Below are 25,469 nucleotides of genomic sequence, written 5' to 3'. Positions count from 1 at the left end.
GCGGCCCGCCGCCGGCGCCGTCAAGTCAGGAGGTAGGTGCTTTCAAAGTGATAGCTGCGCGCGCTTGATGGGTGAGCGCTGCAGCCCTTTTTGCCTTCAGAGCGTGATGCGCGTGCCCAGCAGCGCCAGGAACTGTGCGATCCACGCGGGATGCGCGGGCCACGCGGGCGCGCTGACCAGGTTGCCCTCGGTGTGCGCCTGGTCCACGGGGATGTCGGCGTAACGGCCGCCGGCCAGTTCCACTTCGGCGCGGCAGGCGGGGTAGGCCGAGCAGGTGCGGCCCTTGAGCACGCCGGCGCCGGCCAGCAGTTGCGCGCCGTGGCACACGGCGGCCACGGGCTTGCCCGCTTCGAAGAAATGGCGCACGGCGGCGCACACGGCAGCGTCGTTGCGCAGGTACTCCGGGCCGCGCCCGCCGGGGATCACCAGCGCGTCGTAGCTTTGCGCCTGGACGTCCGCGAACGTGGCGTTCAGGGTGAAGTTGTGGCCGGGCTTCTCGCTGTAGGTCTGTGCGCCCTCGAAGTCGTGGATGGCCGTCTTGATGTGGTCGCCCGCTTTCTTGCCCGGGCAGACCGCATGCACCGTGTGGCCCACGGCCTGCAGCGCCTGGAACGGCACCATGGTCTCGTAGTCCTCGCAGTAGTCGCCGCAGATCATCAAAATCTTCTTGCCTGCCATGGGGGTCTCCTTTGCTGTGGGTGGCTGGGGTGCAGACCATTGTGGGCAGCCTGCAGGCGCGGCAGGTATTAACCCGCTACTACAAGGGGCCCTGCGGCCTTGTACCTGTGGCGCGCGAAATTTGCCGCAGAATCCCCGTCACCATTGACCGGCGCCGTGCGCCGCACTACCGGGACCGCTACACATGATCGACGTCACCCTAGAGAATTTTGAAACCGAGGTGGTTGCCGCCTCGATGCAAGTGCCCGTGCTGGTGGACTTCTGGGCACCCTGGTGCGGCCCCTGCAAGACGCTGGGCCCGGTGCTGGAGAAGCTGGAAGTGGAATACGCCGGCCGCTTCACCCTGGCCAAGATCGACTCCGACCAGGAGCAGCAGCTGGCCGCCATGTTCGGCATCCGCAGCATCCCCACCTGCGTGCTGATGATGAATGGCCAGCCCGTGGATGGCTTCATGGGCGCCCAACCCGAGAGCCAACTGCGCGCCTTCCTGGACAAGCATGTGCCCAGCGCCGAGGAGCTGCAGGCCGAGGAGCAGGAAGAGGAAGCCCTGGATGCGCTCGCCGAGGGCGATACCGAGGGTGCACTGGAAAAGCTGCAGCACGCCGTCGCCACCGACCCGGCCAACGACGACGCGCGCTTTGACTACGTCAAGCTGCTGCTGCAGCTGGGCCGCGAAGACGACGCCAAGGTGGCCTTCGCGCCGGTCATCGCCAAGGCCGAGGTCTCGCGCCGCCTGGGGGCGCTCAAGGCGTGGATGGATGCTCTTGATTTCGTAGCTTCTAGCGCTTATGGGGCGGGCGCTGGAGCCGAATTTGATGCAAAGATTGCGGCCAACAAGCGCGACTTCGAGACGCGCTTTGCACGCGCACGCTGGCTCATGGCCCAGCAGCGCTGGCAGGAGGCCATGGACGAGCTGCTGGAAATCCTCATGCGCGACAAGGCCTGGAACGACGATGCCGCGCGCAAGGCCTACGTGGCCGTGCTGGAGATCATCGAGCCCCCGAAGGTCAAGGTGGCCGACGGGCAGATCCCGCCCGAGGACCCGGTGGTGGCCAGCTACCGCCGGCGCTTGTCCAGCGTGGTGCTGAGCTGACCCACGCCGGGGGAGAGCGCGCGGTGGCGGGACTGCAGCCGTTGCACGCGGCCGGGCGGACGGCGCTGCTGCTGGCCGCCGCGTGGCTGGCCGGCTGCGCCACGGCCCCGGGGCCTGATGCGCAGATCTCCGGCACCGTGATATCGCGCGAGCGGCTTTACGTGCCGCCCGACGCGCTGTTCGAGGCAGCGCTTGTGGACGTGACGCGCGAGGGCTATCCGCCGCGGGTGCTGGGCCGCCAGCGCATCGACCCGGCCGGCCCGCTGCCCTACATGCTGCGCATTCCGTACCGCCAGGCAGACATCCTCGCCCAAGGCCGCTACGAGGTGCGCGCAGCGGTCACGCAGCAGGGGCGCCTGCTGCTGGACACACCCCGCGTGCACCCGGTGCTGATCGATCCGGCCTTCCGCCATGTGGACGTCATCCTGGCGCGCGTGCCAGCGCTGCAAGCCACGGCGGCCGCATCCGTGCCGCTGCGCCAGACCTATTGGAAACTCGTGGAGGTGGTGGACGATGCGCCCGTGGACGCGCCAGCCGAGGGGCAGGCCGCGGCCCATCTGGTGCTGCAGCGCGATGCGGGGCGTGTGAGCGGTTCGGGAGGGTGCAACCGTTTCGTGGGGCAGTACGTGCAAGAGGGCGGGCAACTGCGGCTGTCCCGCATGAGCGCGTCCCTGCGCCTGTGCCTTGCGGGCGGCGGATCGGAGCCGGCCTTCTTCGAGCGCCTGGGCGCGGTGGCGTATTACCGGCAGCAAGGCCGGACGCTGGAGCTGCGCGGCGAGGACGGCACGCCCCTGCTGCGCTTCGTGGCCGAGGAATGGGGCGCGCCGCGGCCCGAGGACGACGAGCCCCCCATGCAACCCCAGTGAGTGCGCTGCGACCCATGCCGCGGCGTTCGCCGTGGTTGATGCGGGTGCATGAAGGAAATTGGCCTCTAGCGCTTGGTGGGTGAGCGCCAGCCGCTACAAAAACAGAAGTTCTGATGCGTGCATCGCGGCAGGCGCGGCATTTGCGTGACAGTGTTTTTTACAAATCGAGATGATAATGATTCCCATTTGTTGGAACCCAGGGAACTGTCGTCCATGAACCCCCATCCCCTCCGCCCCGTCGTGCGCTCCATCGCACTCATGACGTTGATCGTGCAGCCGCCCCTGATGGGCGCCGCATGGGCCCAGGCGAGTGCGCCCGTCGAGCCTACGCTGAAGGAGGTGACGATTGTCCAGCAGCGCGAGGACCGGGTGAGCAGCGGGGCGACCGGGCTGGATCTGGACATCAAGGAAACGCCGCAATCCATCAGCATCGTGACCACCGAGCAAATGCGCGATTTCGGCACCAGCAATCTCAACGAAGCGCTGCGCCTGAGCACCGGCATCATCGTCGACGAGTGGGAGACCAACCGCACCACGTTCACCGCGCGCGGCTTTGACATCGCCAACACGCAGATCGACGGCGTCGGCCTGCCCAATGACTGGGGCATCGTCACCGGCGCCATGGATTCCTTCGGCTACGAAAAGATCGAAGTGATCCGCGGCGCCAACGGGCTGCTGACCGGCGTGGGCAATGCGGCGGGCACGATCAACTTCGTGCGCAAGCGTCCCACCAACAAGGAGCAGGGCTCATTGGGTCTGAGCTATGGGTCCTGGGGGACCACGCGCGTCGAGGCGGACTACTCGCGGCCGCTCACCGCCGATCGCCGCTGGGCGGGCCGGGTCGTGGCGGCACGCGAAGAGGGCGGTTCGCACCTGCGCAGTTTCGACCGCGAGCGCACGTTCCTCTATGGCGTTGTGGATGGGCAGGTGGGCGACAACGGCCTGTTGACGTTGGGCCTGTCCCATCAGCAGTCCGACTCCACGGGCAACATGTGGGGCGCCCTGACCTTCATGAATGCCGATGGCACCCAGAACGCATGGGGCCGCAACGCATCCACGACGCAGGACTGGACCCGCTGGGACACCACGACCAAGACGGCCTTCGTGGAATACGCCCACCAGATCGGCATGGACTGGCAGCTCAAGCTGGCCTACAACTACCGCGCCATCGACAACGACAGCAAGCTCTTTTACGCGTTTCCCTCGGGCTCCAGTCTGGTCGGCTATGCGTGGGGCGGCAAAGACACGATGGACGCGCACCTGGCCACCGCCACCGTCAACGGCCGCTTCGAGATGCTGGGACGGCAGCACGAGGCGCTGTTCGGTGTGAGCTGGGCCAAGAGCGAATACACGGGTAATGGATACGCCGGGTCGGACTGCGGCGCCAGTGCCTGCAGCGCCATCGCGCTGCCGGGCTTTCCGTACCCCGGCAACCTTGTTCCCGAGCCGCAGTGGGGCCCATTGGCCCTCGAAAGCACGCTGAACCAGAAACTGCAGCGCGCATTTGGCACCATGCGGTTCACGCTGACGAATCGGCTCAAGGCGGTGGTGGGAGTCAACCACGCGCAATACAGCCGCGACGGAACGAGCTATGGCGTGGCCTCCGACCTTTCACGCAGCAAGACCAGCCCCTATGCCGGGCTGACGTTCGAGTTCACGCCCAGCGTGCTGGGCTACGTGAGCTACTCCGACCTGTATTTCCCGCAGAGCCAGGCCGATGCGAACGACCGCTATCTCGACCCTAGCAAGGGCACCAACTACGAGGCGGGCCTGAAAGCCGACTGGCTGGACAAGCGCCTGCTGACCTCGGTCGCGGTGTTCCAGGCCAAGCAGTCGGGCCTGGCCACGCCCACGGGCACCTATAACCAGAATGGCCAGGCGGTCTACGCGCCCGAAGACGTGAAGTCCACCGGCTTGGAGCTGGAAGCCGTGGGCCGGCTCAACAACCATATCGACCTGACGGCCGGCTACACCACCCTGAGGCTGACCGGCCCGGATGGCAGTGATACCTACCCCTGGGTGCCGCGCCATACGGCCAATCTCGCGCTCAAGGCGCGTCTACCCAGCCTTCCTGCACTGTCCTTCGGCACCAGCGCCCGGTGGCAGAGCAAGATCTCCAACATGGAGGCCAGCGGCTTTACCGTGCGCCAGGGCAGTTATGCCGTGCTCAACGCCTTCGTCGCATGGCAGTTGCAGCCCAAGACGACGCTGCGCTTCAATGTGAACAACATCACCGACGAGAAGTACATCAACACCCTGCGCTACGCGGGCTACTACGGCGCGCCGCGCAGCTACCAGCTCTCGCTGAACCACCAGTTCTGAGCAAGCGTTGGCGATCCTCGGCCGATCCCCGGCCAGGGGCGTCGCGCAAGCAATCAGGCGGTCAGGCGCTCCAGCGCTTCGCGGTACTTGGCAGCGGTCTTTTCCACCACCTCGCGCGGCAGGCGCGGCGCGGGGGCGGTCTTGTTCCAGGGCTTGCCGCCCACCTGGGCCTGCTCCAGCCAGTCGCGCACGAACTGCTTGTCGTAGCTGGGGGGGTTCTCGCCCTTGGCCAGGGCCTCGGCATAGCCCTCCACGGGCCAGTAGCGCGAGCTGTCGGGCGTGAGCACCTCGTCCATCAGCACCAGCGTGCCGTCGGGCGCCAGGCCGAACTCGAACTTGGTGTCGGCAATGATCATGCCCTTTTCCAGCGCGATGGCAGCGGCGGCCTCGTACAGCTGGATGGAGATGTCCCGGATCCTGGTGGCCAGATCCAGGCCCACGATCTCCACGGTGCGCTCAAAGCTGATGTTCTCGTCGTGCTCGCCCATGGCGGCCTTGGCGGCGGGCGTGTAGATGGTCTGCGGCAGCTTGGCGGCATTGGTCAGGCCGTCTGGCAGCGGCACGCCGCAGACGGAGCGCGATTCCTGGTACTCCTTCCAGCCGCTGCCGGCGAGGTAGCCGCGCACCACGGCCTCGATGGGGATGGGCTTGAGGCGCTGCACCAGCATGGAGCGGCCCCGCACCTGGGGCGCCTCCGCCGGCGTGACCACGCTCTCGGGCGCCTCGCCCGTAAGGTGGTTGGGCACGATGTGTCCCAGTTTGCCGAACCAGAACAGTGCCATCTGGGTGAGCAACTCGCCCTTGCCGGGGATGGGCTCGCCCATGATCACGTCGAAGGCCGAGAGACGGTCGCTGGCCACCATCAGGATGCGGTCGTCACCCACGGCGTAGTTGTCGCGCACCTTGCCGCGTGCCAGGAGCGGCAGCGAGGTCAGGGCGGAGGTGTGCAGTGCAGAGGTGCTGGGCTGGGTCATGGCGGTCGTACGGAAGGCGCTCGCGCAATGCAGGCGCGCGGTGGACGTTGGGGCAAGACGCCCCGCCGGTGGCGAGGTCGAAGGAAGGGATTTTAGCGACGCGGCCCCCGTGCGGGCGCCGTGCACCCGCCACAAGGTACGCGGGTTGGAGAGGCTGGAGCCCCAGGTCGGCGCTGGAGGCAACCCAACGATTGTGATGCGTTTCGGTCGGTTTGACACCTTCCTGTCATATCCCTTGCGCTATGCGCGGGAACGATTGATTTGCGCTGGCGGCGGGCGCATAGTGAACCCAGGCCTGAATGCATTCACGTTCGCAGACCGCCCTGCACCGGCAAGGGGCGGTGTTTTTCAACTGTGAGTCACAGGAGACTTGTCTATGAACTTGACGATCAGCGGCCATCACCTTGAAGTGACCCCCGCCTTGCGCAGCTATGTGACGTCCAAGTTGGACCGCATTACCCGCCACTTCGATCAGGTGGTGGATGTCAAGGTGCTACTGACCGTGGAGAAGCAGAAGGAAAAGGAAAAGCGCCAGCGCGCTGAATGCACCGTGCATGTGAAAGGAAATGACCTGTTCGTGGAAAGCACCCATTTCGACCTGTATGCCGCCGTGGACGAATTGATGGACAAGCTCGACCGCATGGTCGTGCGCCACAAGGACCGTCTGCAGGACCACCAGGCCGGCCTACGCCGCGCCACCATTCAGGCAGCAGCTGCCGCCACGGCTTGAACCGTCTCTTGAAGGACTGTGTACCGCCGGAACGCGCCGGCGGTGCCGTAACCGCCCAGCCAGGGCGGTTTTTTGTTGCCAGTGGATACACTCTCAGGGTTTCCGCTAGGCGTGCATAATCGTCGCTCAGACCATGAATCGACTTGCTTCCATACTGCCTCCCGCACAAGTGCTCGTGAGCGTCGATGCCACCAGCAAAAAACGTGCCTTTGAGGAGGCGGGCCTGTTGTTCGAAAGCCAGCACGGTTTGTCGCGGGCCTTGATCACCGACAGCCTGTTTGCGCGCGAACGCCTGGGTTCGACCGGGTTGGGCCATGGCGTGGCCATTCCCCATGGCCGCATCAAGGGGCTGAAGTCGCCCATGGCGGCGGTGTTCCAACTGGCGCAGCCGATCGGCTTCGACGCGCCCGACGAGCAACCCGTATCGCTGCTGATTTTTCTGCTGGTGCCCGAGGCGGCCACGCAAAAGCACTTGGAAATCCTCTCGGAAATCGCCGAACTGCTGAGCGACGGAGCCTTGCGCGAACGCCTCAAGACCCATACCGACGCGGCCAGCCTGCATGCGCTGATCGCGGCCTGGCAGTCCGCCCAGGGCGCCTGACGCCACCGCCATCGCGCCGCCGTGAAACCCAACGTCGTCAGCGCGGATGTGCTCTTCGAGGAGTTCCGCAACCTCCTGAAATGGGAGTGGGTGGCGGGCCTGGGCGCGTCCGAGCGGCGCTTTGCCGAGGTGGCGGTGCGTGCCGCCCGCTCGGGTGCGGACCTGGTGGGTTACCTGAACTACATCCATCCCTACCGTGCGCAGGTCCTGGGCGAACGCGAGATTGCCTATCTGACCAACGCCACGCCGGAGGACTGCAAGCGCCGCATCGCGCGCATCGTCACGCTGGAGCCCCCCGTGCTTGTGCTGGCCGACGGCCAGGCCGCGCCGGACGAGGTGGTGTCCATGTGCGAACGCGCGCAGATCCCCATGTTTTCCACCCAGGAGTCCGCGGCCTTCGTGATCGATGTGCTGCGCGCCTACCTGTCCAAGCACTTTGCCGACCGCACCACCATGCACGGCGTGTTCATGGACATCCTGGGTCTGGGCGTGCTCATCACGGGCGAGTCGGGCCTGGGCAAGAGCGAGCTGGGGCTGGAACTGATCACGCGCGGCAATGGCCTGGTGGCCGACGACGCGGTGGACCTGTACCGCATCAACCAGACCACCATCGAGGGCAAGTGCCCCGAGTTGCTGCAGAACCTGCTGGAGGTGCGCGGCATCGGTCTGCTGGACATTCGCGCCATCTTCGGCGAAACGGCCGTGCGCCGGCGCATGCGGCTGAAGCTCATCGTGCACCTGGTGCGCAAGGAGACGCTGGAACGCGACTACGAGCGCCTTCCCTACGAGCCGCTCACGCAGGACGTACTGGGCGTGCCGGTGCTCAAGGTGGTGATTCAGGTGGTGGCGGGCCGCAACATCGCGGTGCTGGTGGAAGCGGCTGTGCGCAACACCATCCTGCAACTGCGCGGCATCGATACCTATCAGGAGTTCGTGGAGCGCCACCGGCGCGCGATGGAGCGGGGCGGCGCCTCCTGAGGGCGCCGGGCTCTTATTTCTTCGCGCAATTAGCGCACTGGCCGTAGAGCGCCATGGCGTGGTCGTGCACCACCCAGCCCTTGGCCTGGGCGATCAGGTTCTGGCGCTTTTCGATCTCGGGGTCGTAGAACTCCTCGACCTTGCCGCAGGCGGTGCAGACGAAGTGGTCGTGGTGCTGGCCCTCGTTCAATTCGTAAACGGCCTTGCCGCTCTCGAAATTGCTGCGGATCAGAATGCCGGCCTGCTCGAACTGCGTGAGCACGCGGTACACGGTGGCCAGCCCGATGTCCGAGCGCTCGTCCAGCAGCACGCGGAATACGTCTTCGGCCGTCATGTGGCGCTGGGCGCCCTTCTGGAAGATCTCCAGGATCTTCAGCCGGGGCAGCGTGGCCTTGAGTCCGGTGCTTTTGAGTTCGTCGATGTTCGTCATGACAAGGTCTTTCGTGTGCCAGGGCGAAACCATGGATACCGGCGGCTTGCGCGCAAGGCCCAGAAGATCCAGCCGCTACAATGGGCCGGATCATATCCCCTATGCATAAACCCATGTTTGCACCCGCCCGTTGGGGCGCCCGCTGGGGCGCCATTGTGTTGATTGGTGCCGGGATGGCCGGCTGCGCGGGCACCGGCAGTCGCCTGGCCGGCATGGTCACGCCCTACAAGGTGGACGTGGTGCAGGGCAACTTCATCTCGCGCGAGCAGGTGCAGATGTTGCAGCCTGGCATGGGCCGCCAGCAGGTGCGTGAGATCCTGGGCACACCCCTCATGGTGAGCGTGTTCCACTCCGACCGCTGGGAATACGTCTTCACCCTCAAGCGCCCCGATGTCGAGGTGCAGACGCGCAAGCTCACCGTGTTCTTCAAGGACAACGTGATGGAGCGTGTCGAAGGCGACGAGATGCCCACCGAGGCCGAGTTCGTGGCCTCGCTCTCCACCAAGGTGTCCAAGCCCAAGGTGCCGCAGCTTGAGGCCACCGAGGCGCAGCTCGCGCGCTTTCCCAAGGCGGAGCCGGCCGCCGAGCCGGCCGCCGCGCCCGCTCTGCCGCCCGCCACGAGCTATCCGCCGCTGGAATCTCCGCGCCGTTGAACGCGGCCGGTGCGCCCGCTGCAGCGCGTCGCGCTGGACGCAGCAGAACCGCCCCCTGTTTGGATTGCGAACTGACATGACCTCTTCCTCCTCCGCTCCCCGCCGCGTGGCCGTGGCCGGCGCTTCTGGCCGCATGGGCCGCATGCTCATCGAGGCGATTCAGGCGAGCGACGGCTGCGTGCTGGCTGGTGCGCTGGACCAGCCCGGCAACCCCGCCGTGGGCACGGACGCCGCCGCGTTTTTGGGGCGCGCGAGCGGTGTGGTCATCACCGCTGACCTGCGCGAGGGGCTCAAGGACGCCGACGTGCTGATCGACTTCACGCGCCCCGAGGGCACGCTGGCCCACATGGCCGTGTGCGCGGAACTCGGCGTGCAGATGGTCATCGGCACCACGGGCTTTTCCGATGCGCAGAAGGCGCAGATCGAGGCCGCCGCGCAGAAGGTGGGCATCGTGTTCGCGCCCAACATGAGCGTGGGCGTGAACGTCACGCTCAAGCTGCTGCAGATGGCCGCGCAGGCGCTGCGCACGGGCTATGACATCGAGATCATCGAGGCGCACCACAAGCACAAGGTGGACGCCCCCTCGGGCACGGCGCTGAAGATGGGCGAAGTGATTGCCGAGGCGCAGGGCACGCGGCTCGCCGACCGTGCCGTGTACGAGCGCTACGGCCACACGGGCGAGCGCAAGGCAGACACCATTGGCTTTGCCACCGTGCGCGGCGGCGACATCGTGGGCGACCACACGGTGCTGTTCGCCGGGACGGGTGAGCGGGTGGAGATCTCGCACAAGTCCAGCAGCCGCGCCGGCTACGCCCAGGGCAGCCTGCGCGCGGTGGGCTTCCTGGCCACGCAGCGCGCGGGCCTGTTCGACATGTTCGACGTGCTGAACCTCAAGTAACCTGCCCATGGACAGCCTGCACTGGTTGCGTCAGGGTGATGCGGTCACGCAGGCGTCGGCGCTGCTGCTGCTGGCCATGTCGGTCGCCAGCTGGGTGGTGATTTTCTGGAAGCTGCGCCTGATGCGGCGCGCCCATGTGGACGTGCCGCGCAGCACGGCCGCGTTCTGGCAGGCGCCGTCGCTGGCCGTGGCGGCCGAGCGTCTGCCCGCCTTTGACCGTGAAGGGCTGGTGCTGCCGCTGGTGCGTGCCGCGCAGCAGGTGGAGCAGGCCGGCGCGGCCACGCTGGCCGGGCAGGGCGGCCTGTCGCAGCGGCTCACGCGCGTGTTGCGCGATGCGCTGCATGGCGTGCTGGGCAAGCTGCAGTTCGGCCAGGTGTTGCTGGCCACCGTGGGCTCCACGGCGCCGTTCGTGGGGCTGCTGGGCACGGTGTGGGGCATCTACCATGCGCTCACGGCCATGGCCGGCGCGGGGCAGATCAGCATCGAGCGCGTCGCCGGCCCGGTGGGCGAGGCGTTGATCATGACCGCCGCCGGACTCACGGTGGCGATCCCCGCCGTGCTGGCCTACAACTGGTTCGGGCGTGTCATCGGCCGCATCGAGGCCGACCTCGAAGGCTTTGCCCGCGACCTGCGCGAGCTGGTCATCGACACCAACGCCGCCGACTCGGGCCGGTAAACGCCATGGCATTCGGCCGACTGGAGCGCACCCCGGGCCCGCAGCCCATGAGCGAGATCAACGTCACACCGCTGGTGGACGTGATGCTGGTGCTGGTGGTGATCTTCATCCTGACCGCGCCGCTGCTGGCCAGCAGCATCCGGCTGCAGCTGCCGCGCGCCGAAGGCGCGCAACCGGGCACGCCCGCGCATGCCGTGATGCTGGTGGTGGACACGGCCGGCCAGGCCTACCTGGACGATGAGCCCCTGGGCGCCGATGCGCTGGCGCAGCGCCTGCGCCAGATCGCCGCCGAGGCGCCGGACACCGAGGTGCAACTGCGCGCCGATACCGCCGTGCCCTACGGCCGCGTGGTGGAGGTGATGGGGGCTGCCCATGCGGCGGGCCTGCAGCGCATTGGTTTCGTCACGCAGCCCACCGATGGGGCCGTGCAAGGCACTCAAAAATAGGAGCTGCTCGCGCTTGATGTGCGGGTGTTTGCGGTAGAAAAGTAGCTGAAAACGACAGCTGGCAAGCGCTGGCAGCTCTTATTTTTATTGCAACGCGGCCATGGCTGTTGGGGCGCGCTGGCGCAGTCCCGCGCGGATGTCGTTGCCCGTGGGGCTCTGGAACAGGTGCAGGCCGAACTCCGGCAGCACGGCGATCAGGTGGTCGAAGATGTCGCCCTGGATGGCTTCGTACTCCACCCAGGCCGTGGTGGCCGTGAAGCAGTACAGCTCCAGCGGCACCCCCTCGGCCGTGGGCTCCAGCGTGCGCACGATGAGCAGCATCTGCTGGTGGATGCGCGGGTGCGCGCGCACATAGGCTTCGCAGTAGGCGCGGAAGGTGCCGATGTTGGTCAGGCGGCGCTGGTTGGCGGGCTCCAGCGCCTGCGCACCCAGCTGCGCCTGCAGGGCGGCATTGGTCTGCTGCACGTCGCGCAGCTTGCCTTCCAGGTAGGGGCGCAGCAGCGCGATGCGCGACAGGCGCTCGATCTCCGCCTCGGTGAGAAAGCGGATCGAGTTCGTGTCCAGCCGCAACGCGCGGCGGATGCGCCGCCCGCCCGAGCTGAACATGCCGCGCCAGTTCTTGAAGCTCTCGCTCATCAGCCGCCAGGTGGGGATGGTGGTGATGGTCTTGTCCCAGTTCTGCACCTTCACGGTGTGCAGCGCGATGTCCACCACGAAGCCGTCCGCGCCCACCTGGGGCATCTCGATCCAGTCGCCCACGCGCAGCATGTCGTTGGACGACAGCTGCACGCCCGCGGTGAACGAGAGGATGGTGTCCTTGAACACCAGCATCAGCACCGCCGACATGGCGCCCAGGCCGGACAGCAGGATCAGTGGCGAGCGGTCCACCAGCGCCGCCACGATGACGATGGTGCCCACCAGCGCCAGCAGCAGCTTGCCCAGCTGCACATAGCTCTTGATCGAGCGCGTGGCTGTGGGCACGCCGTCCGGGGCCTGCTCATGCTCGTGCAGCACGGCGTCCAGCAGCGCGATCAGCGTCCGCACCAGCTGCAGCACGGTGAGCGCCACGGCCACGTTGCCGATCACTGCGGCCGCCACGGGGTGCACATGGGGCACGGCGCCGATGCCTGCCTGGATGACGAGCGACGGTGCCACATGCGCCAGACGCCGCAACACCTGGTCGTGCCAGAACACCCGCGCCCAGCGCGCGCCCACGCGTTCGCGCAGGCGCGGCACGGTGTTCAGCAGCACGTATTGGGCGACGGACTGGAGGGCGAAGGCCAGCAGCACCAGGCCGCACAGGCCCAGGGCGGCCTGCAGCCAAGGATCCAGATCGGCAATCAGCGGGGGCACGGACACAGGCAAGACAACTTTCCAGAAATGCAGGAAACAGCCGGCCCAGGCGGGGCGGCCATGCAGGGGATTGGGGGATGAACGCCTAGAATTGGGCGCAGTACAGCCCATTGTGACCACTGCGCAGGTGCGCGGTTCCCCTTTTCCCAGCTTCCATGCAAGACAAATACAACCACACCGAGGTGGAGCGCGCCGCGCATGCCCACTGGAATGCCAACGACGCCTACCGCGTGACCGAGGACCAGGCCAAGCCCAAGTTCTACGCCTGCTCCATGCTGCCCTATCCCAGCGGCAAGCTGCACATGGGCCATGTGCGCAACTACACCATCAATGACATGCTCACGCGCAGCCTGCGCATGAAGGGCCACAACGTCCTCATGCCCATGGGCTGGGATGCCTTCGGCCTGCCGGCCGAGAACGCCGCCCTCAAGAACGGCGTGCCGCCCGCGCAGTGGACCTACGACAACATCGCCTACATGAAGAAGCAGATGCAGGCGATGGGGCTGGCCATCGACTGGAGCCGCGAGGTCGCCACCTGCGACCCCGACTACTACAAGTGGAACCAGTGGCTGTTTTTGAAGATGCTGGACAAGGGCATCGCCTACCGCAAGACCCAGGTCGTGAACTGGGACCCGGTGGACCAGACCGTGCTGGCCAACGAACAGGTGATCGACGGGCGCGGCTGGCGCACCGGCGCGCTGGTGGAAAAGCGCGAGATCCCCGGCTACTACCTGAAGATCACCGACTACGCGCAGGAGCTGCTGGACCATGTGCAGATCGGCAACGAGAAGGCCACGCTGACCGGCTGGCCCGACAAGGTGCGGCTGATGCAGGAAAACTGGATCGGCAAGTCGGCGGGCGTGCGCTTTGCGTTCCCGCACGACATCCGCAACGCCGCGGGCGAGCGGATCCAGGACGGCAAGCTGTACGTGTTCACCACGCGCGCCGACACCATCATGGGCGTGACATTCTGCGCCGTGGCGCCCGAGCACCCGCTGGCCCAGCACGCCGCGGCGTCCAACGCCCCGCTGGCGGCCTTCATCGAGGAATGCAAGAAGGGCGGCACGACCGAGGCCGAGCTGGCCCTGAAGGAAAAAGAGGGCATGCCCACGGGCCTGTTCGTCACCCATCCGCTCACCGGCGAGCAGGTCGAGGTGTGGGTGGGCAACTACGTGCTCATGAGCTACGGCGACGGCGCCGTGATGGGTGTGCCCGCGCACGACGAGCGCGACTTTGCCTTCGCGCTCAAGTACCAGCTGCCCATCAAGCAAGTGGTGCTGGTGGACGGCGAGACCTTCGACTTCCACCAGTGGCAGGACTGGTACGGTGACAAGGAGCGCGGCGTCACCATCAATTCCGACAACTTCAGCGGCCTGTCGTACCAGGACGCCGTGGCCGCCGTGGCCCATGCGCTGGCCGAGAAGGGCCTGGGCGAGCTCAAGACCACCTGGCGCCTGCGCGACTGGGGCATCAGCCGCCAGCGCTACTGGGGCACGCCGATCCCCATCATCCACTGCGAGAGCTGCGGCGCCGTGCCCGTGCCCGAGAAGGACCTGCCCGTGGTGCTGCCGCAGGACCTGGTGCCCGACGGCAGCGGCAACCCGCTGGCCAAGTGCGAGGCCTTCCTGAAGGTGGACTGCCCCTGCTGCGGCAAGCCCGCGCGCCGCGAGACCGACACCATGGACACCTTCGTGGACTCGTCCTGGTACTTCATGCGCTACTGCGACCCGAAGAACCGCGACGCCATGGTGGCGGGCGGCACCGACTACTGGATGCGCGACCAGAAGGTCGCCACCGGCGGCAGCGGCATGGACCAGTACATCGGCGGCATCGAACACGCCATCCTGCACCTGCTGTATGCGCGCTTCTGGACCAAGGTGATGCGTGACCTGGGGCTGGTGAAGGTGGACGAGCCCTTCACCAAGCTGCTCACGCAAGGCATGGTGCTGAACCACATCTACAGCCGCCGCACGGCCAAGGGCGCCAAGGACTACTTCTGGCCGCACGACGTCGAGCACGTTTACGACGAGGCCGGCAAGATCGTTGGCGCCAAGCTCAAGAACCCCGCCGAGAGCGGCGACGGCCTGCTGCCCGTGGGCACGCCCATCGACTACGAGGGCGTGGGCACGATGTCCAAGTCCAAGAACAACGGCGTGGACCCGCAGCAGCTCATCGAGAAGTACGGCGCCGACACCGCGCGCCTGTACACCATGTTCACCGCGCCGCCCGAGCTGACGCTGGAGTGGAACGACGCCGCCGTGGAAGGCAGCTACCGCTTCCTGCGCCGCGTGTGGAACTTCGGCGTGAAGCTGTCCGCCATCGACAAGGACGCGGCCCTGGCCAGCGTGGCGGGCGCCGCCAGCCTGAAGGACGTGCAGTTCGGCAAGGAAGCCAAGGCGCTGCGCCTGGAGATCCACACCGTGCTCAAGCAGGTGGACTACGACTACCAGCGCATGCAGTACAACACCGTGGTCTCCGGCGCCATGAAGATGATCAACGCGCTGGAGGACTTCAAGGCCACGGACAGCGCCGGCGCCCAGGTGGCGCTGATCGAGGGCTTCGGCATCCTGCTGCGCGTGCTGTACCCGGCCACGCCGCACATCGCCCACGTGCTGTGGGACGAGCTGGGCTACGCGGGCACCCTGGGCGACCTGCTGGACGCCGCCTGGCCCCAGGTGGCCCCCGATGCCCTGGTGCAGGACGAGCTGGAGCTGATGCTGCAGGTCAACGGCAAGCTGCGCGGCGCGATCCGCGTGGCCGCCTCGGCCGACAAGGCTGCCATCGAGCAGGCGGCCCTGGCGAGCGAGGACTTCCAGAAGTTCGCCGAGGGCAAGGCGCCCAAGAAGGTCATCATCGTGCCCGGCCGCCTGGTCAACGTCGTCGTCTGAGAGCCCTCCCGCCATGCACAAGCGCACCCTGCTCACCGCCCTGGCCCTGTCGCCGCTGGCCGCCCTCACCGCCTGCGGCTTTCGCCTGCGCGGCGCGCCGCAGTTCGCCTTCCGGTCCCTGTACGTGCAGGCGCAGCCCGGCTCGCCGCTGGCACGTGAGCTGATCCGCACGCTGCAGGGGGCGGGCGGGGACCTCGTGGTGCTGACGGCGCCCGCGCAGCTGCCCCAGGCCGAGGCGATCCTGGACGTGCTGTCCGAGCAGCAGGAGCGCGTGGTGGTGGGCCTGAACGCCTCAGGCCAGGTGCGCGAGCTGCAGCTGCGCCAGCGCGTGCGCATCCGCCTGCGCGGCCAGCAAGGCCAGGAATGGATCGCCGACACCGAGCTGCTGCAACAGCGCGACATCAGCTACAACGAAACCGTCGCCCTTTCCAAGGAAGGCGAGGAGGCCATGCTGTTTCGCAACATGCGCACCGACCTCGTGCAACAGCTGATGCGCCGCCTGGCGGCAGTGAAATCGCTGTAACGCTCCTTATTTAATAGCTGTTTGCGCTTACTGCACGGGCGCTAGCGGCATATTTGTTACTAGAACAGGCCGCATGCAAATCGCTTTGAACCAGCTTGGTGCGCAGCTGCACAAAGGCCTGCGCCCGCTCTACACGCTGCACGGCGACGAGGCGCTGTTGCAGCAGGAGGCGCTGGACGCCATCCGCGCCGCGGCACGTGCGCAGGGCTATACCGAGCGCAGCAGCTTCACCGTGGCCGGCGCGCATTTCGACTGGAGCGGTGTGCTGGCCGCGGGCGGGTCGTTGAGCCTGTTCGCCGACAAGCAGATCGTGGAGATCCGCATCCCCTCGGGCAAGCCCGGCAAGGACGGCGCCGCCGCGCTGCAGCAGATGGCTGCCGCCGCGCCGGGCAACGACAGCACGCTCACCGTGGTGGTGCTGCCGCGCCTGGACAAGGCCACGCGCACGGGCGCGTGGTTCGCGGCGCTCGAAGCGCACGGCGCCACGGTGCAGATCGACCCCGTGGAGCGCGCCCAGCTGCCCGGCTGGATCGCCCAGCGCCTGGCCGCGCAAGGCCAGCGCGTGGTCGCGGGCGAAGAGGGGCAGCGCACGCTGCAGTTCTTCGCCGACCGGGTGGAGGGCAACCTGCTGGCCGCGCACCAGGAGATCCAGAAGCTCGCGCTGCTGCACCCCGAGGGGGAACTCACCTGGGCGCAGGTCGAAGCCGCCGTGCTCAACGTGGCGCGGTTCGACGTGTTCAAGCTGTCCGAGGCGGTGCTTTCCGGCCAGGTGGCGCGCGTGCAGCGCATGCTGGACGGCCTGCAGGCCGAGGGCGAGGCCGAGGTGCTGGTGCACTGGGCGCTGGCCGAGGACATCCGCGCCCTCAAGCGCGTGAAAGACGCCATGAACGCCGGCAAGCCCCTGCCCATGGCCCTGCGCGAGAACCGCGTCTGGGGCGCGAAGGAGCGGTTGTTCGAGCGCCTGCTGCCCCAGGCCAGCGACGCCGCCCTGGCGCGGCTGCTGCAGTCCGCCCACACGGTGGACGGCATCGTCAAGGGCCTGAAGGCGCCCGACTGGCCACAGGACGGCTGGCAGGCGCTCTCGCGGCTGGCGCTGCAGATGTGCAAGCTGGCGCGCTGAGATCGCAAGGAAAGTATGGCTCTGGCGCTTATGGGATAAGCGCTAGTAGCTATTGATTTAGGAGTTTTGGGCGACCAACGCCGCACGCGCCTTGTCCGCCCACTGCTGCAGCTGGTCCACCAGTGCCTGGTGGCTGAAGGAGCAGCTCTCCTCGGTGAACAGCGCGCCGGCCTCCAGCCGGTCCAACAGCCCCAGCAGCACCTCGCCATAGCGCGGGGGCAGTGCGGCCAGCAGCACGGCGTGGCCGCGCGCGGCGGCGCTGAAGGCGTGGTTGCTGATGCGCTGCTCGCGCAGGGCGTGCAGGTCGGCCTGCAGGTTGTCGAGCTGGTGGGTGGCGAGTTCGGCGGTCATGGCGAGGGCACGGAGGGTGGCAAAGGCCTCAAGCGTAGCCGGAGTCCCCCGGCCAGCGTGGCGGCGGTGAACTGCGTCAGAATCACGCCCATGAACGCGCTGAACATCGCTGAATACACGCACACGCTTGGTTTGCAGGCAAAAACGGCCTCCGCCCAAATGGCGCGCGCGCCGGCAGCTATCAAAAACAAGGCATTGCTGGCCCTGGCGCGGCTGCTGCGCCAGAACGTGGACGCCCTGCAGGGGGACAATGCCCGCGACCTGGAGCGCGCGCGCGCCGCCGGCCTGGCTGAGCCCATGGTGGACCGCCTCAAGCTGACCCCCAAGGTGCTGGAGACCTGCGCCCAGGGCTGCGAGCAGCTGGCGGCCATGCCGGACATCATTGGCGAGATCCAGGGCATGAAGCAGCAGCCCAGCGGCATCCGCGTGGGGCAGATGCGCGTGCCGATCGGCGTGTTCGGCATGATCTACGAGAGCCGGCCCAACGTGACCATCGAGGCCGCGAGCCTGTCCATCAAGAGCGGCAACGCCTGCATCCTGCGCGGCGGCTCCGAGGCCATCGACTCCAACAAGGCGCTGGCGCGCCTCGTGGCCCAGGCGCTGGCCGAGGCCGGCCTGCCCGAGCACGGCGTGCAACTGGTGCAGACCACCGACCGCGCCGCCGTGGGCCAGCTGATCGCCATGCCGCAATATGTGGACGTGATCATCCCGCGCGGCGGCAAGGGGCTGATCGAGCGCATCAGCGCCGAGGCCAAGGTGCCCGTGATCAAGCACCTGGACGGCAACTGCCACACCTATGTGGACGACCCTTGCGACATCGCCATGGCCGTGCAGGTGGCCGACAACGCCAAGACCCAGAAGTACAGCCCGTGCAACGCCAGCGAGGGCCTGCTGGTGGCGCGCGGCGTGGCAGCGCAATTCCTCCCGCAGATCGGCGCCGTCTACGCCGCCAAGGGCGTGGAGATGCGCGGCTGCCCCGAGGCGCTGGCCATATTGCGCGCCGTTCCGGGCGTGCAGCTGGTCGAGGCCACCGAGGCCGACTGGAGCGAGGAATACCTGGCCCCCATCATCAGCGTGAAGGTGGTGGCAGGCGTGGAAGAGGCCATCGCGCACATCAACCGCTACGGCAGCCACCACACCGACGCGATCCTCACGCGCGACCACATGCACGCACAGCAGTTCCTGCGCGACGTGGATTCCGCCAGCGTGATGGTCAATGCCAGCACGCGCTTTGCCGACGGCTTCGAGTACGGGCTGGGCGCCGAGATCGGCATCAGTACCGACAAGTTCCACGCGCGCGGCCCGGTGGGCATCGAGGGCCTGACGTCGCTCAAGTGGGTGGTGTTGGGTGAGGGTGAGGTGCGGACTTGATGGGGTTGCTGCTAGTTTGATAGCTGCTGGCGCCCGCCAACATTGGGATTGAGGCCAATTTCGCATGAAGATCATCATCCTGGGAGCGGGGCGCGTGGGCTACAGCGTGGCCGACAGCCTGGTGTCGGAGAAGAACGACATCACCGTCATCGACACCGACGCCGAGCGGCTGCGCGACCTGGAGGCGCGGTTTGACCTGCGCGGGGTGGTGGGCAACGGCATCGACCCCCAGGTGCTGGCCGAGGCCGGCGCGCGCGACACCGACCTGCTGATCGCCTGCGCCGCGCAGGACGAGACCAACCTGGTGTGCTGCAAGGTCGCGCAGCTGATGTTCAACATCCCCACGCGCATCGCGCGCGTGCGCTCGTCGGGCCTGGAACTGGAGCGCAACCAGGCGCTGCTGGGCAAGGAGGGCTTTGGCGTGGACCGCGTCATCTGCCCCGAGGAATCGCTCACGCGCTACATCGGCAAGCTGGTGGAATACCCCGAGGCGCTGCAGGTGCGCGAATTCGCGGGCGGGCGCGCCTGCCTGGTGTCGGTGCGCGCGCGCCCCGGCGCGCCCATGGTGGGCATGCGTATCGCCACCATGCGCGAAACCGCGCCCGACGTTGCCATGCGCATCGTGGCCATCTACCGGCGCTTTCCCGACGAGCCCGACCGCTTCCTGCCCTGCGACGGCGCCACGCGCGTGGAGCCGGGTGACGAGGTGTTCGTGCTGTCCGCGCGCGAGCAGATCCCGCAGGTGCTGGCCGCGCTGCACCGCCACCATGGGCACCCGGCCCGGCCCGTGCGCCGCATCATGATCGCGGGCGGCGGGCGCGTGGGCCTGCGGCTGGCGCGCCAGTTGGCCCAGCGGGGGGGCTTTCACATCAAGGTGGTGGAGGAAAGTGCCGAGCGCTGCGTGGCGCTGGCGGCCGAGTTGCCCTCCGACATCCTCGTGCTGCAGGGCGACGCCACCGACGAGGACCTGCTGGGCGACGAGAGCATCGAGGAGGTGGACCTCTTCCTGGCGCTCACCGATGACGACGAGGACAACATCATGGCCAGCCTGCTGGCCAAGCGCATGGGCGCGAGCCGCGTGCTGGCGCTCATCAACCGCCGCACCTATGCCGACCTGATGCACGGCACGCAGATCGATATTGCGCTGTCGCCCGCGCAGGCCATGCTGGGCGAGCTGCTGGCCTATGTGCGGCGCGGCGACGTGCAGGCCGTGCACAGCCTGCGCCGCGGCGTGGCCGAGGCGCTGGAGATCGTGGCCCGCGGCGACCGCAAGAATTCGCGCGTGGTGGGCCGCAAGGTCAGCGAGATCCACTTGCCCGCCGAGGTGCACATGGGTCTGATCGTGCGCGGTCTGCCCGAGGACGGTGGCGAGCCGCCGGCCGACGCACCGCCCCAGGTCATCATTCCGCGCAGCCACACCGTGATCGAGAGCAACGACCACGTGGTGTTCTTCCTGCCCCACAAGCGGCTGGTGCGCGAGGTGGAAAAGCAGTTCCGCGTGAGCGCCACCTTCTTCTGATCGGCAGGAGCCGCGATGTCCGACGTCCTGCCCGTCATGCGCGTACTCGGTGCCCTGCTGGCACTGTTTGCCGTGTCCATGGGGGTGCCGCTGGCGGCGTCGCTCTGGGCGCGGGAGGGCCTGTGGCAGCACTACGCCACGGCCATCGCCGTCACATCCATGGCCAGCGCGCTGCTGTGGGGCGGCCTGCGCGCGCACAAGCGCGAGCTGCTGCCGCGCCACGGCGTGATGCTGGTGTCGGTGGTGTGGGGAATCCTGCCGCTGTTCGCGGCGCTGCCGCTGCTGCTGGTGATGCACGCCATCGACCGGCCGCTGTCGTTCACGCATGCCTACTTCGAATCGGTGTCGGGCCTCACCACCACCGGCGCCACGGTGCTGGCCGAGCTGGATCGGCTCCCCCTGTCGGTGAACATGTGGCGCACGTTCATGCAGTGGATCGGCGGCATGGGCATCCTGATTCTTGCGGTGGCGGTGCTGCCGCTGCTGGGGGTGGGCGGCAGCCAGCTCTTCAAGGCCGAGGCTGCGGGCCCGGTGAAAGACACCAAGCTCACCCCGCGCATGACCGAGACGGCCAAGGGGCTGTGGGGCGTGTACGTGGTGTTCTCGCTGGTGTGCGCGCTCGCGTTCTGGCTGGGCGGCATGACGCCGCCGGACGCGATCATGCACATGTTCGCCACCGTCAGCCTGGGCGGGCTGTCGCCGCACGATGCGAGCTTTGCCTACTTCGAGTCGCCGCTGCTGGAAACCATCGCCCTGGTTTTCATGCTGTGCGCCAGTTGCAACTTCGCGCTGTACTTCATCGCGCTGCGCAAGGGCAACTGGCGGGGCTTCTGGCGTGACCCCGAGATGCGTGCCACGATCACCGCGCTGCTGGGCGGCGGGCTGTTGGTGGCGTTGCTGCTGTGGGCCAAGGGCGTGTACGACCCGCTGCAGGCGCTGCGCCACGGCATGTTCAACGTGGTGTCGGTGGCCACGACCACGGGCTTTGCCACCACCGACTACCTGGGCTGGCCGGTGTTCGCGCCGGTGTTCATGCTGCTGCTGTCGGGCGTGGCCACCAGCGCCGGGTCCACGGGCGGCGGCATCAAGATGGTGCGCATGCTGATCTTGCTGAAGCAGGCGCGCCGCGAGATGACGCGCATCGTGCACCCGCGTGCGGTGCAGCCCGTGCGCCTGGGCGACCGCGTGGTGGACAACCGCATGATCTTCTCGGTGCTGGCCTTCATGCTGGTCTACGGCGCCACGGTGATCACGCTGAGCATGGTGCTGCTGCTGACCGACCTGGACATGGTGACCGCGTTCTCGGCCGTGCTGGCCAGCGTGCACTGCATGGGGCCGGGGCTGGGAATGCTGGGGCCGGCCTCCAACTTCGCGGTGCTCACCGACTTCCAGCTGTGGGTCTGTACGCTGGCCATGCTGCTGGGACGCCTGGAGATCCTGAGCTTCATGGCCCTGCTCACGCCCGCATTCTGGCGGCGCTAGGGCGCACGGGGCCTTCCCTACAATCGTCGCCAACCTCTTTCCGTCTCCCATTTGAGGGCTCTTCATGGTTCCCCACCTCATCACCGCGCTCACCGGGCCAATCAACGAGTTGGAGCAGCGCATCCTCGACTCCATGCCAGCCATCGAGCGCTGGTTCCGTCTGGAGTGGATGGAACACACGCCGCCGTTCTACTCGTCGGTGGACATCCGCAACGCGGGGTTCAAGCTGGCGCCGGTGGACACCAACCTGTTCCCGGGCGGCTGGAACAACCTCACCAATGAAATGCTGCCGCTGGCGGTGCAGGCGGCCATGGCGGCCATCGAAAAGATCTGCCCCGAAGCGCGCAACCTCTTGATCATTCCCGAGAACCATTCGCGCAACACCTTCTACCTGGCGAACGTGGCGCAGCTGGTGCGCATCTTCAACATGGCCGGGCTGAACGTGCGCGTGGGCTCCATCAGCCCCGAGATCAAGAAGACCACCACCATCACGCTGCCCCATGGCGAGACCGTGACGCTGGAGCCGGTGATCCGCAGCAAGCGCCGCCTGGGGCTGAAGAACTTCGACCCCTGCACCATCCTGCTCAACAACGACCTGTCGGCCGGCCCGCCGGGCATTCTGGAGGAGCTGTACGAGCAGTACCTGCTGCCGCCGCTGCATGCGGGCTGGAGCGTGCGCAGAAAGAGCCGCCACTTCCAGAGCTACGAGGAGGTGGCCAAACGCTTTGGCAAGATGCTGGGCATCGATCCCTGGCTCATCAATCCGCTGTTCAGCCGCTGCGAGGGCGTGGACTTCAACGAAGGCACGGGCATGGAGGAGCTGCGCAGCGCTGTGGACGCCACGCTGGCCAAGGTGCGCCGCAAGTACAAGGAATACGGCATCAACGAAAAGCCGTTCGTGGTCGTCAAGGCCGACAACGGCACCTACGGCATGGGCATCATGACGGTGCGCGATGCCAAGGAACTGGACGGGCTGAATCGCAAGACCAAGAACAAGATGGCCGTGATCAAGGACGGCCAGGTCGTGCATGACGTGATCGTGCAGGAGGGCGTGCTCACCCAGGAGCGCGTGCACGAAGCGGTGGCCGAGCCGGTGGTCTACATGATGGACCGCTACGTGGTCGGGGGGTTCTACCGCATGCATGCCGAACGCGGCGTGGACGAGAACCTGAACATCCCCGGCGCGAGTTTCGTGCCGCTGGCGTTCGAGCACAGTACCCATCTGCCGCAGCCCGGTGCGCGTCCGGGCGCCAGTGCCCCCAACCGCTTTTACATGTACGGCGTCATCGCCCGCTTGGCGATGCTCGCGGCCAGCTACGAGCTGGAGGCCACGGACCCCGAGGCCGAGGTGTACGACTGATGCGCCGGATGTGCCGCCCTGCAGTTGCTGCATTGCAACATAGGCGGTACCCCGTATGTGCCTGGAGCGGGGGCGGCGCACAATGGCGCTCCTTTGGCATCCCCCGTGGCCGCTGAGGCAGCAGCCCGGACCTGTTCACCGTGCAAACCTCCAAATCGTCGTTAGCAGCGCTCACCCTGGGCGCGATCGGCGTCGTCTATGGCGACATCGGCACCAGCGTGCTGTATGCGGTCAAAGAGGTCTTCGGCTCCGGCCATGTGCCTTTCACGCATGCCAACGTGTACGGCGTGCTGTCCGTGCTGTTCTGGACGCTCACCGTGATCGTCTCGCTCAAATACGTGGTGCTGGTGCTGCGCGCGGACAACCACGGCGAGGGCGGCCTCATCGCCATGCTGGCGCTGGCGTCGCAGGCGGTGAAGGACCGGCCGCGCCTGCGCGGCTGGCTGCTGGGCCTGGGCATCTTCGGCACGTCCCTGTTCTATGGCGACGGCGTGATCACGCCGGCGATCTCCGTGCTTTCGGCCATCGAGGGCCTGGAGGTGGTGTCGCCGCATTTCGGCAAGGCGGTGATTCCGCTCACGCTCGTGGTGCTATTCGGGCTGTTCGCCGTGCAAAAGCGCGGCACGGCGGGGGTGGGCCGCTACTTCGGCCCGGTGACGCTGGTCTGGTTTTTTACGATCGCAGCCCTGGGCGTGCCGCACATCGTGGGCCATCCGGAGATCCTTGGCGCCCTGAGCCCGCACCATGCACTGGGCTTCATCCTGGGCAACCCGGGCATCAGCTTCATCATCCTGGGCGCGGTGGTGCTGTGCGTCACCGGCGCAGAGGCGCTGTACGCCGACCTGGGACATTTCGGCAAGCGCCCCATCCGCCTGGCGTGGTTCAGCGTGGCCATGCCGGCCCTCACGATCAACTACTTCGGCCAGGGCGCGCTGCTGCTGGCCGAGCCATCCGCCGTCAAGAACCCGTTTTACATGATGGCGCCCGACTGGGCGCTGGTGCCGTTGGTGGTGCTGGCCACCATGGCCACGGTGATTGCGTCGCAGGCGCTGATCACCGGCGCGTTCAGCGTGACCAAGCAGGTCATCCAGCTGGGATACCTGCCGCGGCTGAACATCCAGCACACCAGCGTGCGCGAGACAGGCCAGATCTACTTGCCGTTCGTGAACTGGAGCCTGTTCGTCGCCATCGTGTTGGCGGTGGTCATGTTCCGCAACAGCAGCAACCTGGCGGCCGCCTATGGCATTGCGGTGACGCTGGACATGCTGATCACCACGGTGCTCACCTTCTTCGTGATCCGCTACGGCTGGGGCTATCCGCTGGCGCTGTGCGTGGCCACCACGGGCTTCTTCTTTGTCGTGGACCTGGCGTTCTTCAGCTCCAACCTGCTCAAGTTGCTGCAGGGCGGTTGGTTCCCGCTGATGATCGGCGGGCTGGTGTTCACGCTCATGATGACCTGGAAGCGCGGACGCGAGTTGCTCAACGACAAGCTGCGCGAGGACTCCATAGGCCTGCAGGACTTCCTGGCCTCGGTGCAGGCCAACCCGCCCATGCGCGTGGACGGCACGGCGGTGTTCCTGAGCGCCGAGGCGGGCGTGGTGCCCAATGCACTGCTGCACAACCTCAAGCACAACAAGGTGCTGCACCGCCAGAACCTGTTCGTCACCGTGCGTTACCACGAGACCCCCTGGATCGGCCTGGACCAGCGCCTGCAGGTAGCGCCGTTGGGAGGCGACTGCTGGCAGGTCACCGTGAACTACGGTTTCAAGAATGAACTGGACCTGCCCAGCGCGCTGCGCCTGATGCACGGCCGCGGCTGCGAACTGGAAACCATGAGCACCAGCTATTTCCTCTCGCGCGACGTGGTCGTGCCTACCATCGGCAGCGGCATGGCGCCGTGGCGCGAAAAGCTGTTTGCGCAGATGCACCACAACGCCAGCGGGGTGGCGGCTTTCCTGCACCTGCCCAGCAACGCCGTCGTGGAGTTGGGCTCCAAGGTCGAGATCTGATTGGGCTGGCGGGTTTGTAAGGTTTTTGGCCTCTAGCGCTTAGCGGGCAAGCGCAAGCAGCTATATATTTTGATGAAGCAGGACAGTGGTTGCGCCAAGAGCAATGCCACAATCCGCCGCCATGCAGTTTTTCAAAGACCTGAGCCTG

General features: G+C 67.1%; 24 protein-coding genes (1 of these 24 only partly in view). 19 read left to right on the top strand and 5 right to left on the bottom strand.

Going from position 1 to position 25,469, the window contains the following annotated elements:
• Positions 1-96: 96 nt before the first annotated feature.
• Positions 97-678 carry a DJ-1/PfpI family protein gene (locus MRB47_RS18235; protein WP_047351538.1) on the bottom strand — a complete coding sequence of 194 codons (582 nt, stop codon included), beginning with the start codon at positions 676-678 and terminating at the stop codon, positions 97-99.
• A 184-nt stretch (positions 679-862) separates the two neighbouring features.
• Between MRB47_RS18235 and trxA the strand changes: the two genes are divergently transcribed.
• From trxA to MRB47_RS18220, 3 genes are all read left to right on the top strand, one after another.
• Positions 863-1,771 carry a thioredoxin gene (gene trxA / locus MRB47_RS18230; protein WP_103738465.1) on the top strand — a complete coding sequence of 303 codons (909 nt, stop codon included), beginning with the start codon at positions 863-865 and terminating at the stop codon, positions 1,769-1,771.
• A 23-nt stretch (positions 1,772-1,794) separates the two neighbouring features.
• Positions 1,795-2,637, top strand: coding sequence for an META domain-containing protein (locus MRB47_RS18225; RefSeq protein WP_252101396.1), 843 nt, complete (start codon positions 1,795-1,797; stop codon positions 2,635-2,637).
• Positions 2,638-2,850: 213 nt separating this feature from the next.
• Positions 2,851-4,959: a TonB-dependent siderophore receptor gene (locus tag MRB47_RS18220; protein ID WP_252101395.1), complete on the top strand. Its 2,109-nt coding sequence runs from the start codon at positions 2,851-2,853 to the stop codon at positions 4,957-4,959.
• A gap of 53 nt (positions 4,960-5,012) precedes the next feature.
• Here the strand turns inward: MRB47_RS18220 and MRB47_RS18215 are convergent, their stop codons facing one another.
• The gene (locus MRB47_RS18215) at positions 5,013-5,933 is read right to left on the bottom strand and encodes a phosphoribosylaminoimidazolesuccinocarboxamide synthase (protein ID WP_011807013.1); all 921 of its coding nucleotides are present in this window, start codon (positions 5,931-5,933) and stop codon (positions 5,013-5,015) included.
• 376 nt (positions 5,934-6,309) lie between these two features.
• Between MRB47_RS18215 and hpf the strand changes: the two genes are divergently transcribed.
• From hpf to hprK, 3 genes are all read left to right on the top strand, one after another.
• Complete coding sequence (hpf, locus tag MRB47_RS18210; RefSeq protein WP_011807012.1) at positions 6,310-6,663, top strand: ribosome hibernation-promoting factor, HPF/YfiA family; 354 nt, start codon at positions 6,310-6,312, stop codon at positions 6,661-6,663.
• Positions 6,664-6,796: 133 nt separating this feature from the next.
• Positions 6,797-7,264, top strand: coding sequence for a PTS sugar transporter subunit IIA (locus MRB47_RS18205; RefSeq protein WP_252101394.1), 468 nt, complete (start codon positions 6,797-6,799; stop codon positions 7,262-7,264).
• A gap of 21 nt (positions 7,265-7,285) precedes the next feature.
• Positions 7,286-8,242 carry an HPr(Ser) kinase/phosphatase gene (gene hprK, locus MRB47_RS18200; protein WP_011807010.1) on the top strand — a complete coding sequence of 319 codons (957 nt, stop codon included), beginning with the start codon at positions 7,286-7,288 and terminating at the stop codon, positions 8,240-8,242.
• A gap of 13 nt (positions 8,243-8,255) precedes the next feature.
• On the opposite strand, the gene fur is transcribed toward hprK, so the two are convergent.
• Entirely contained in the window at positions 8,256-8,672 is a 417-nt protein-coding gene (fur, locus tag MRB47_RS18195) for a ferric iron uptake transcriptional regulator (RefSeq protein WP_015914510.1), read from the bottom strand.
• Between the two features lie 113 nt (positions 8,673-8,785).
• Between fur and MRB47_RS18190 the strand changes: the two genes are divergently transcribed.
• The 4 genes from MRB47_RS18190 (at position 8,786) to MRB47_RS18175 (ending at position 11,345) form a co-directional block, all read left to right on the top strand.
• A complete protein-coding gene (locus MRB47_RS18190) occupies positions 8,786-9,325 on the top strand; it encodes an outer membrane protein assembly factor BamE (RefSeq protein WP_370633062.1) in 540 nt (179 codons plus the stop codon).
• A 76-nt stretch (positions 9,326-9,401) separates the two neighbouring features.
• The gene (gene dapB, locus MRB47_RS18185; protein ID WP_123675558.1) at positions 9,402-10,223 is read left to right on the top strand and encodes a 4-hydroxy-tetrahydrodipicolinate reductase; all 822 of its coding nucleotides are present in this window, start codon (positions 9,402-9,404) and stop codon (positions 10,221-10,223) included.
• Between the two features lie 7 nt (positions 10,224-10,230).
• Positions 10,231-10,899, top strand: coding sequence for a MotA/TolQ/ExbB proton channel family protein (locus tag MRB47_RS18180; RefSeq protein WP_252101393.1), 669 nt, complete (start codon positions 10,231-10,233; stop codon positions 10,897-10,899).
• Positions 10,900-10,904: 5 nt separating this feature from the next.
• Positions 10,905-11,345 (top strand): ExbD/TolR family protein, encoded by a 441-nt coding sequence (locus tag MRB47_RS18175; RefSeq protein ID WP_123675559.1) that lies wholly within the window; start codon positions 10,905-10,907, stop codon positions 11,343-11,345.
• Positions 11,346-11,429: 84 nt separating this feature from the next.
• On the opposite strand, the gene MRB47_RS18170 is transcribed toward MRB47_RS18175, so the two are convergent.
• Positions 11,430-12,710 (bottom strand): mechanosensitive ion channel family protein, encoded by a 1,281-nt coding sequence (locus tag MRB47_RS18170; RefSeq protein ID WP_252101392.1) that lies wholly within the window; start codon positions 12,708-12,710, stop codon positions 11,430-11,432.
• Between the two features lie 143 nt (positions 12,711-12,853).
• Here MRB47_RS18170 and leuS point away from each other — a divergent pair, with 143 nt between their 5' ends.
• The 3 genes from leuS (at position 12,854) to holA (ending at position 17,229) form a co-directional block, all read left to right on the top strand.
• Entirely contained in the window at positions 12,854-15,586 is a 2,733-nt protein-coding gene (gene leuS / locus MRB47_RS18165; protein WP_252101391.1) for a leucine--tRNA ligase, read from the top strand.
• Between the two features lie 13 nt (positions 15,587-15,599).
• Complete coding sequence (gene lptE / locus MRB47_RS18160) at positions 15,600-16,109, top strand: LPS assembly lipoprotein LptE (RefSeq protein WP_047351527.1); 510 nt, start codon at positions 15,600-15,602, stop codon at positions 16,107-16,109.
• 73 nt (positions 16,110-16,182) lie between these two features.
• Positions 16,183-17,229 carry a DNA polymerase III subunit delta gene (holA, locus tag MRB47_RS18155; RefSeq protein ID WP_252101390.1) on the top strand — a complete coding sequence of 349 codons (1,047 nt, stop codon included), beginning with the start codon at positions 16,183-16,185 and terminating at the stop codon, positions 17,227-17,229.
• A 57-nt stretch (positions 17,230-17,286) separates the two neighbouring features.
• Here holA and MRB47_RS18150 read toward each other — a convergent pair whose 3' ends face one another.
• The gene (locus MRB47_RS18150; protein WP_015914502.1) at positions 17,287-17,580 is read right to left on the bottom strand and encodes a hypothetical protein; all 294 of its coding nucleotides are present in this window, start codon (positions 17,578-17,580) and stop codon (positions 17,287-17,289) included.
• A gap of 90 nt (positions 17,581-17,670) precedes the next feature.
• Between MRB47_RS18150 and MRB47_RS18145 the strand changes: the two genes are divergently transcribed.
• From MRB47_RS18145 to MRB47_RS18120, 6 genes are all read left to right on the top strand, one after another.
• The gene (locus tag MRB47_RS18145) at positions 17,671-18,951 is read left to right on the top strand and encodes a glutamate-5-semialdehyde dehydrogenase (RefSeq protein WP_135149865.1); all 1,281 of its coding nucleotides are present in this window, start codon (positions 17,671-17,673) and stop codon (positions 18,949-18,951) included.
• A gap of 64 nt (positions 18,952-19,015) precedes the next feature.
• Complete coding sequence (gene trkA / locus MRB47_RS18140; RefSeq protein ID WP_088888197.1) at positions 19,016-20,470, top strand: Trk system potassium transporter TrkA; 1,455 nt, start codon at positions 19,016-19,018, stop codon at positions 20,468-20,470.
• Between the two features lie 15 nt (positions 20,471-20,485).
• The gene (locus tag MRB47_RS18135; protein WP_088888198.1) at positions 20,486-21,952 is read left to right on the top strand and encodes a TrkH family potassium uptake protein; all 1,467 of its coding nucleotides are present in this window, start codon (positions 20,486-20,488) and stop codon (positions 21,950-21,952) included.
• A 64-nt stretch (positions 21,953-22,016) separates the two neighbouring features.
• Positions 22,017-23,312, top strand: coding sequence for a glutamate--cysteine ligase (gene gshA / locus MRB47_RS18130; protein WP_011806996.1), 1,296 nt, complete (start codon positions 22,017-22,019; stop codon positions 23,310-23,312).
• 140 nt (positions 23,313-23,452) lie between these two features.
• Entirely contained in the window at positions 23,453-25,321 is a 1,869-nt protein-coding gene (locus MRB47_RS18125) for a potassium transporter Kup (protein WP_011806995.1), read from the top strand.
• Positions 25,322-25,442: 121 nt separating this feature from the next.
• Positions 25,443-25,469: the 5' portion of a benzoate/H(+) symporter BenE family transporter gene (locus tag MRB47_RS18120; protein ID WP_252101389.1), read on the top strand. Its footprint extends 1,167 nt past the window's final position; the window shows 27 of its 1,194 coding nt (coding positions 1-27); the start codon lies at positions 25,443-25,445; its stop codon lies beyond the right edge, outside the window.

Source organism: Diaphorobacter sp. LI3 (genome assembly GCF_022807955.1).
GTDB classification, from domain to species: Bacteria; Pseudomonadota; Gammaproteobacteria; order Burkholderiales; family Burkholderiaceae_C; genus Diaphorobacter; species Diaphorobacter nitroreducens.
The sequence above is the reverse complement of the archived record's forward strand: the minus strand, read 5'-3'. Positions and strand labels throughout refer to the sequence as shown.

Coding starts and splice junctions, on each gene's coding strand:
- MRB47_RS18150 (WP_015914502.1), bottom strand. CDS start 17,580: ATGACCGCCGAACTCGCCACCCACCAGCTCGACAACCTGCAGGCCGAC.
- MRB47_RS18205 (WP_252101394.1), top strand. CDS start 6,797: ATGAATCGACTTGCTTCCATACTGCCTCCCGCACAAGTGCTCGTGAGC.
- MRB47_RS18175 (WP_123675559.1), top strand. CDS start 10,905: ATGGCATTCGGCCGACTGGAGCGCACCCCGGGCCCGCAGCCCATGAGC.
- trkA (WP_088888197.1), top strand. CDS start 19,016: ATGAAGATCATCATCCTGGGAGCGGGGCGCGTGGGCTACAGCGTGGCC.
- MRB47_RS18135 (WP_088888198.1), top strand. CDS start 20,486: ATGTCCGACGTCCTGCCCGTCATGCGCGTACTCGGTGCCCTGCTGGCA.
- MRB47_RS18180 (WP_252101393.1), top strand. CDS start 10,231: ATGGACAGCCTGCACTGGTTGCGTCAGGGTGATGCGGTCACGCAGGCG.
- lptE (WP_047351527.1), top strand. CDS start 15,600: ATGCACAAGCGCACCCTGCTCACCGCCCTGGCCCTGTCGCCGCTGGCC.
- MRB47_RS18190 (WP_370633062.1), top strand. CDS start 8,786: ATGTTTGCACCCGCCCGTTGGGGCGCCCGCTGGGGCGCCATTGTGTTG.
- dapB (WP_123675558.1), top strand. CDS start 9,402: ATGACCTCTTCCTCCTCCGCTCCCCGCCGCGTGGCCGTGGCCGGCGCT.
- MRB47_RS18215 (WP_011807013.1), bottom strand. CDS start 5,933: ATGACCCAGCCCAGCACCTCTGCACTGCACACCTCCGCCCTGACCTCG.
- trxA (WP_103738465.1), top strand. CDS start 863: ATGATCGACGTCACCCTAGAGAATTTTGAAACCGAGGTGGTTGCCGCC.
- fur (WP_015914510.1), bottom strand. CDS start 8,672: ATGACGAACATCGACGAACTCAAAAGCACCGGACTCAAGGCCACGCTG.
- MRB47_RS18145 (WP_135149865.1), top strand. CDS start 17,671: ATGAACGCGCTGAACATCGCTGAATACACGCACACGCTTGGTTTGCAG.
- MRB47_RS18235 (WP_047351538.1), bottom strand. CDS start 678: ATGGCAGGCAAGAAGATTTTGATGATCTGCGGCGACTACTGCGAGGAC.
- hpf (WP_011807012.1), top strand. CDS start 6,310: ATGAACTTGACGATCAGCGGCCATCACCTTGAAGTGACCCCCGCCTTG.
- gshA (WP_011806996.1), top strand. CDS start 22,017: ATGGTTCCCCACCTCATCACCGCGCTCACCGGGCCAATCAACGAGTTG.
- leuS (WP_252101391.1), top strand. CDS start 12,854: ATGCAAGACAAATACAACCACACCGAGGTGGAGCGCGCCGCGCATGCC.
- MRB47_RS18220 (WP_252101395.1), top strand. CDS start 2,851: ATGAACCCCCATCCCCTCCGCCCCGTCGTGCGCTCCATCGCACTCATG.
- holA (WP_252101390.1), top strand. CDS start 16,183: ATGCAAATCGCTTTGAACCAGCTTGGTGCGCAGCTGCACAAAGGCCTG.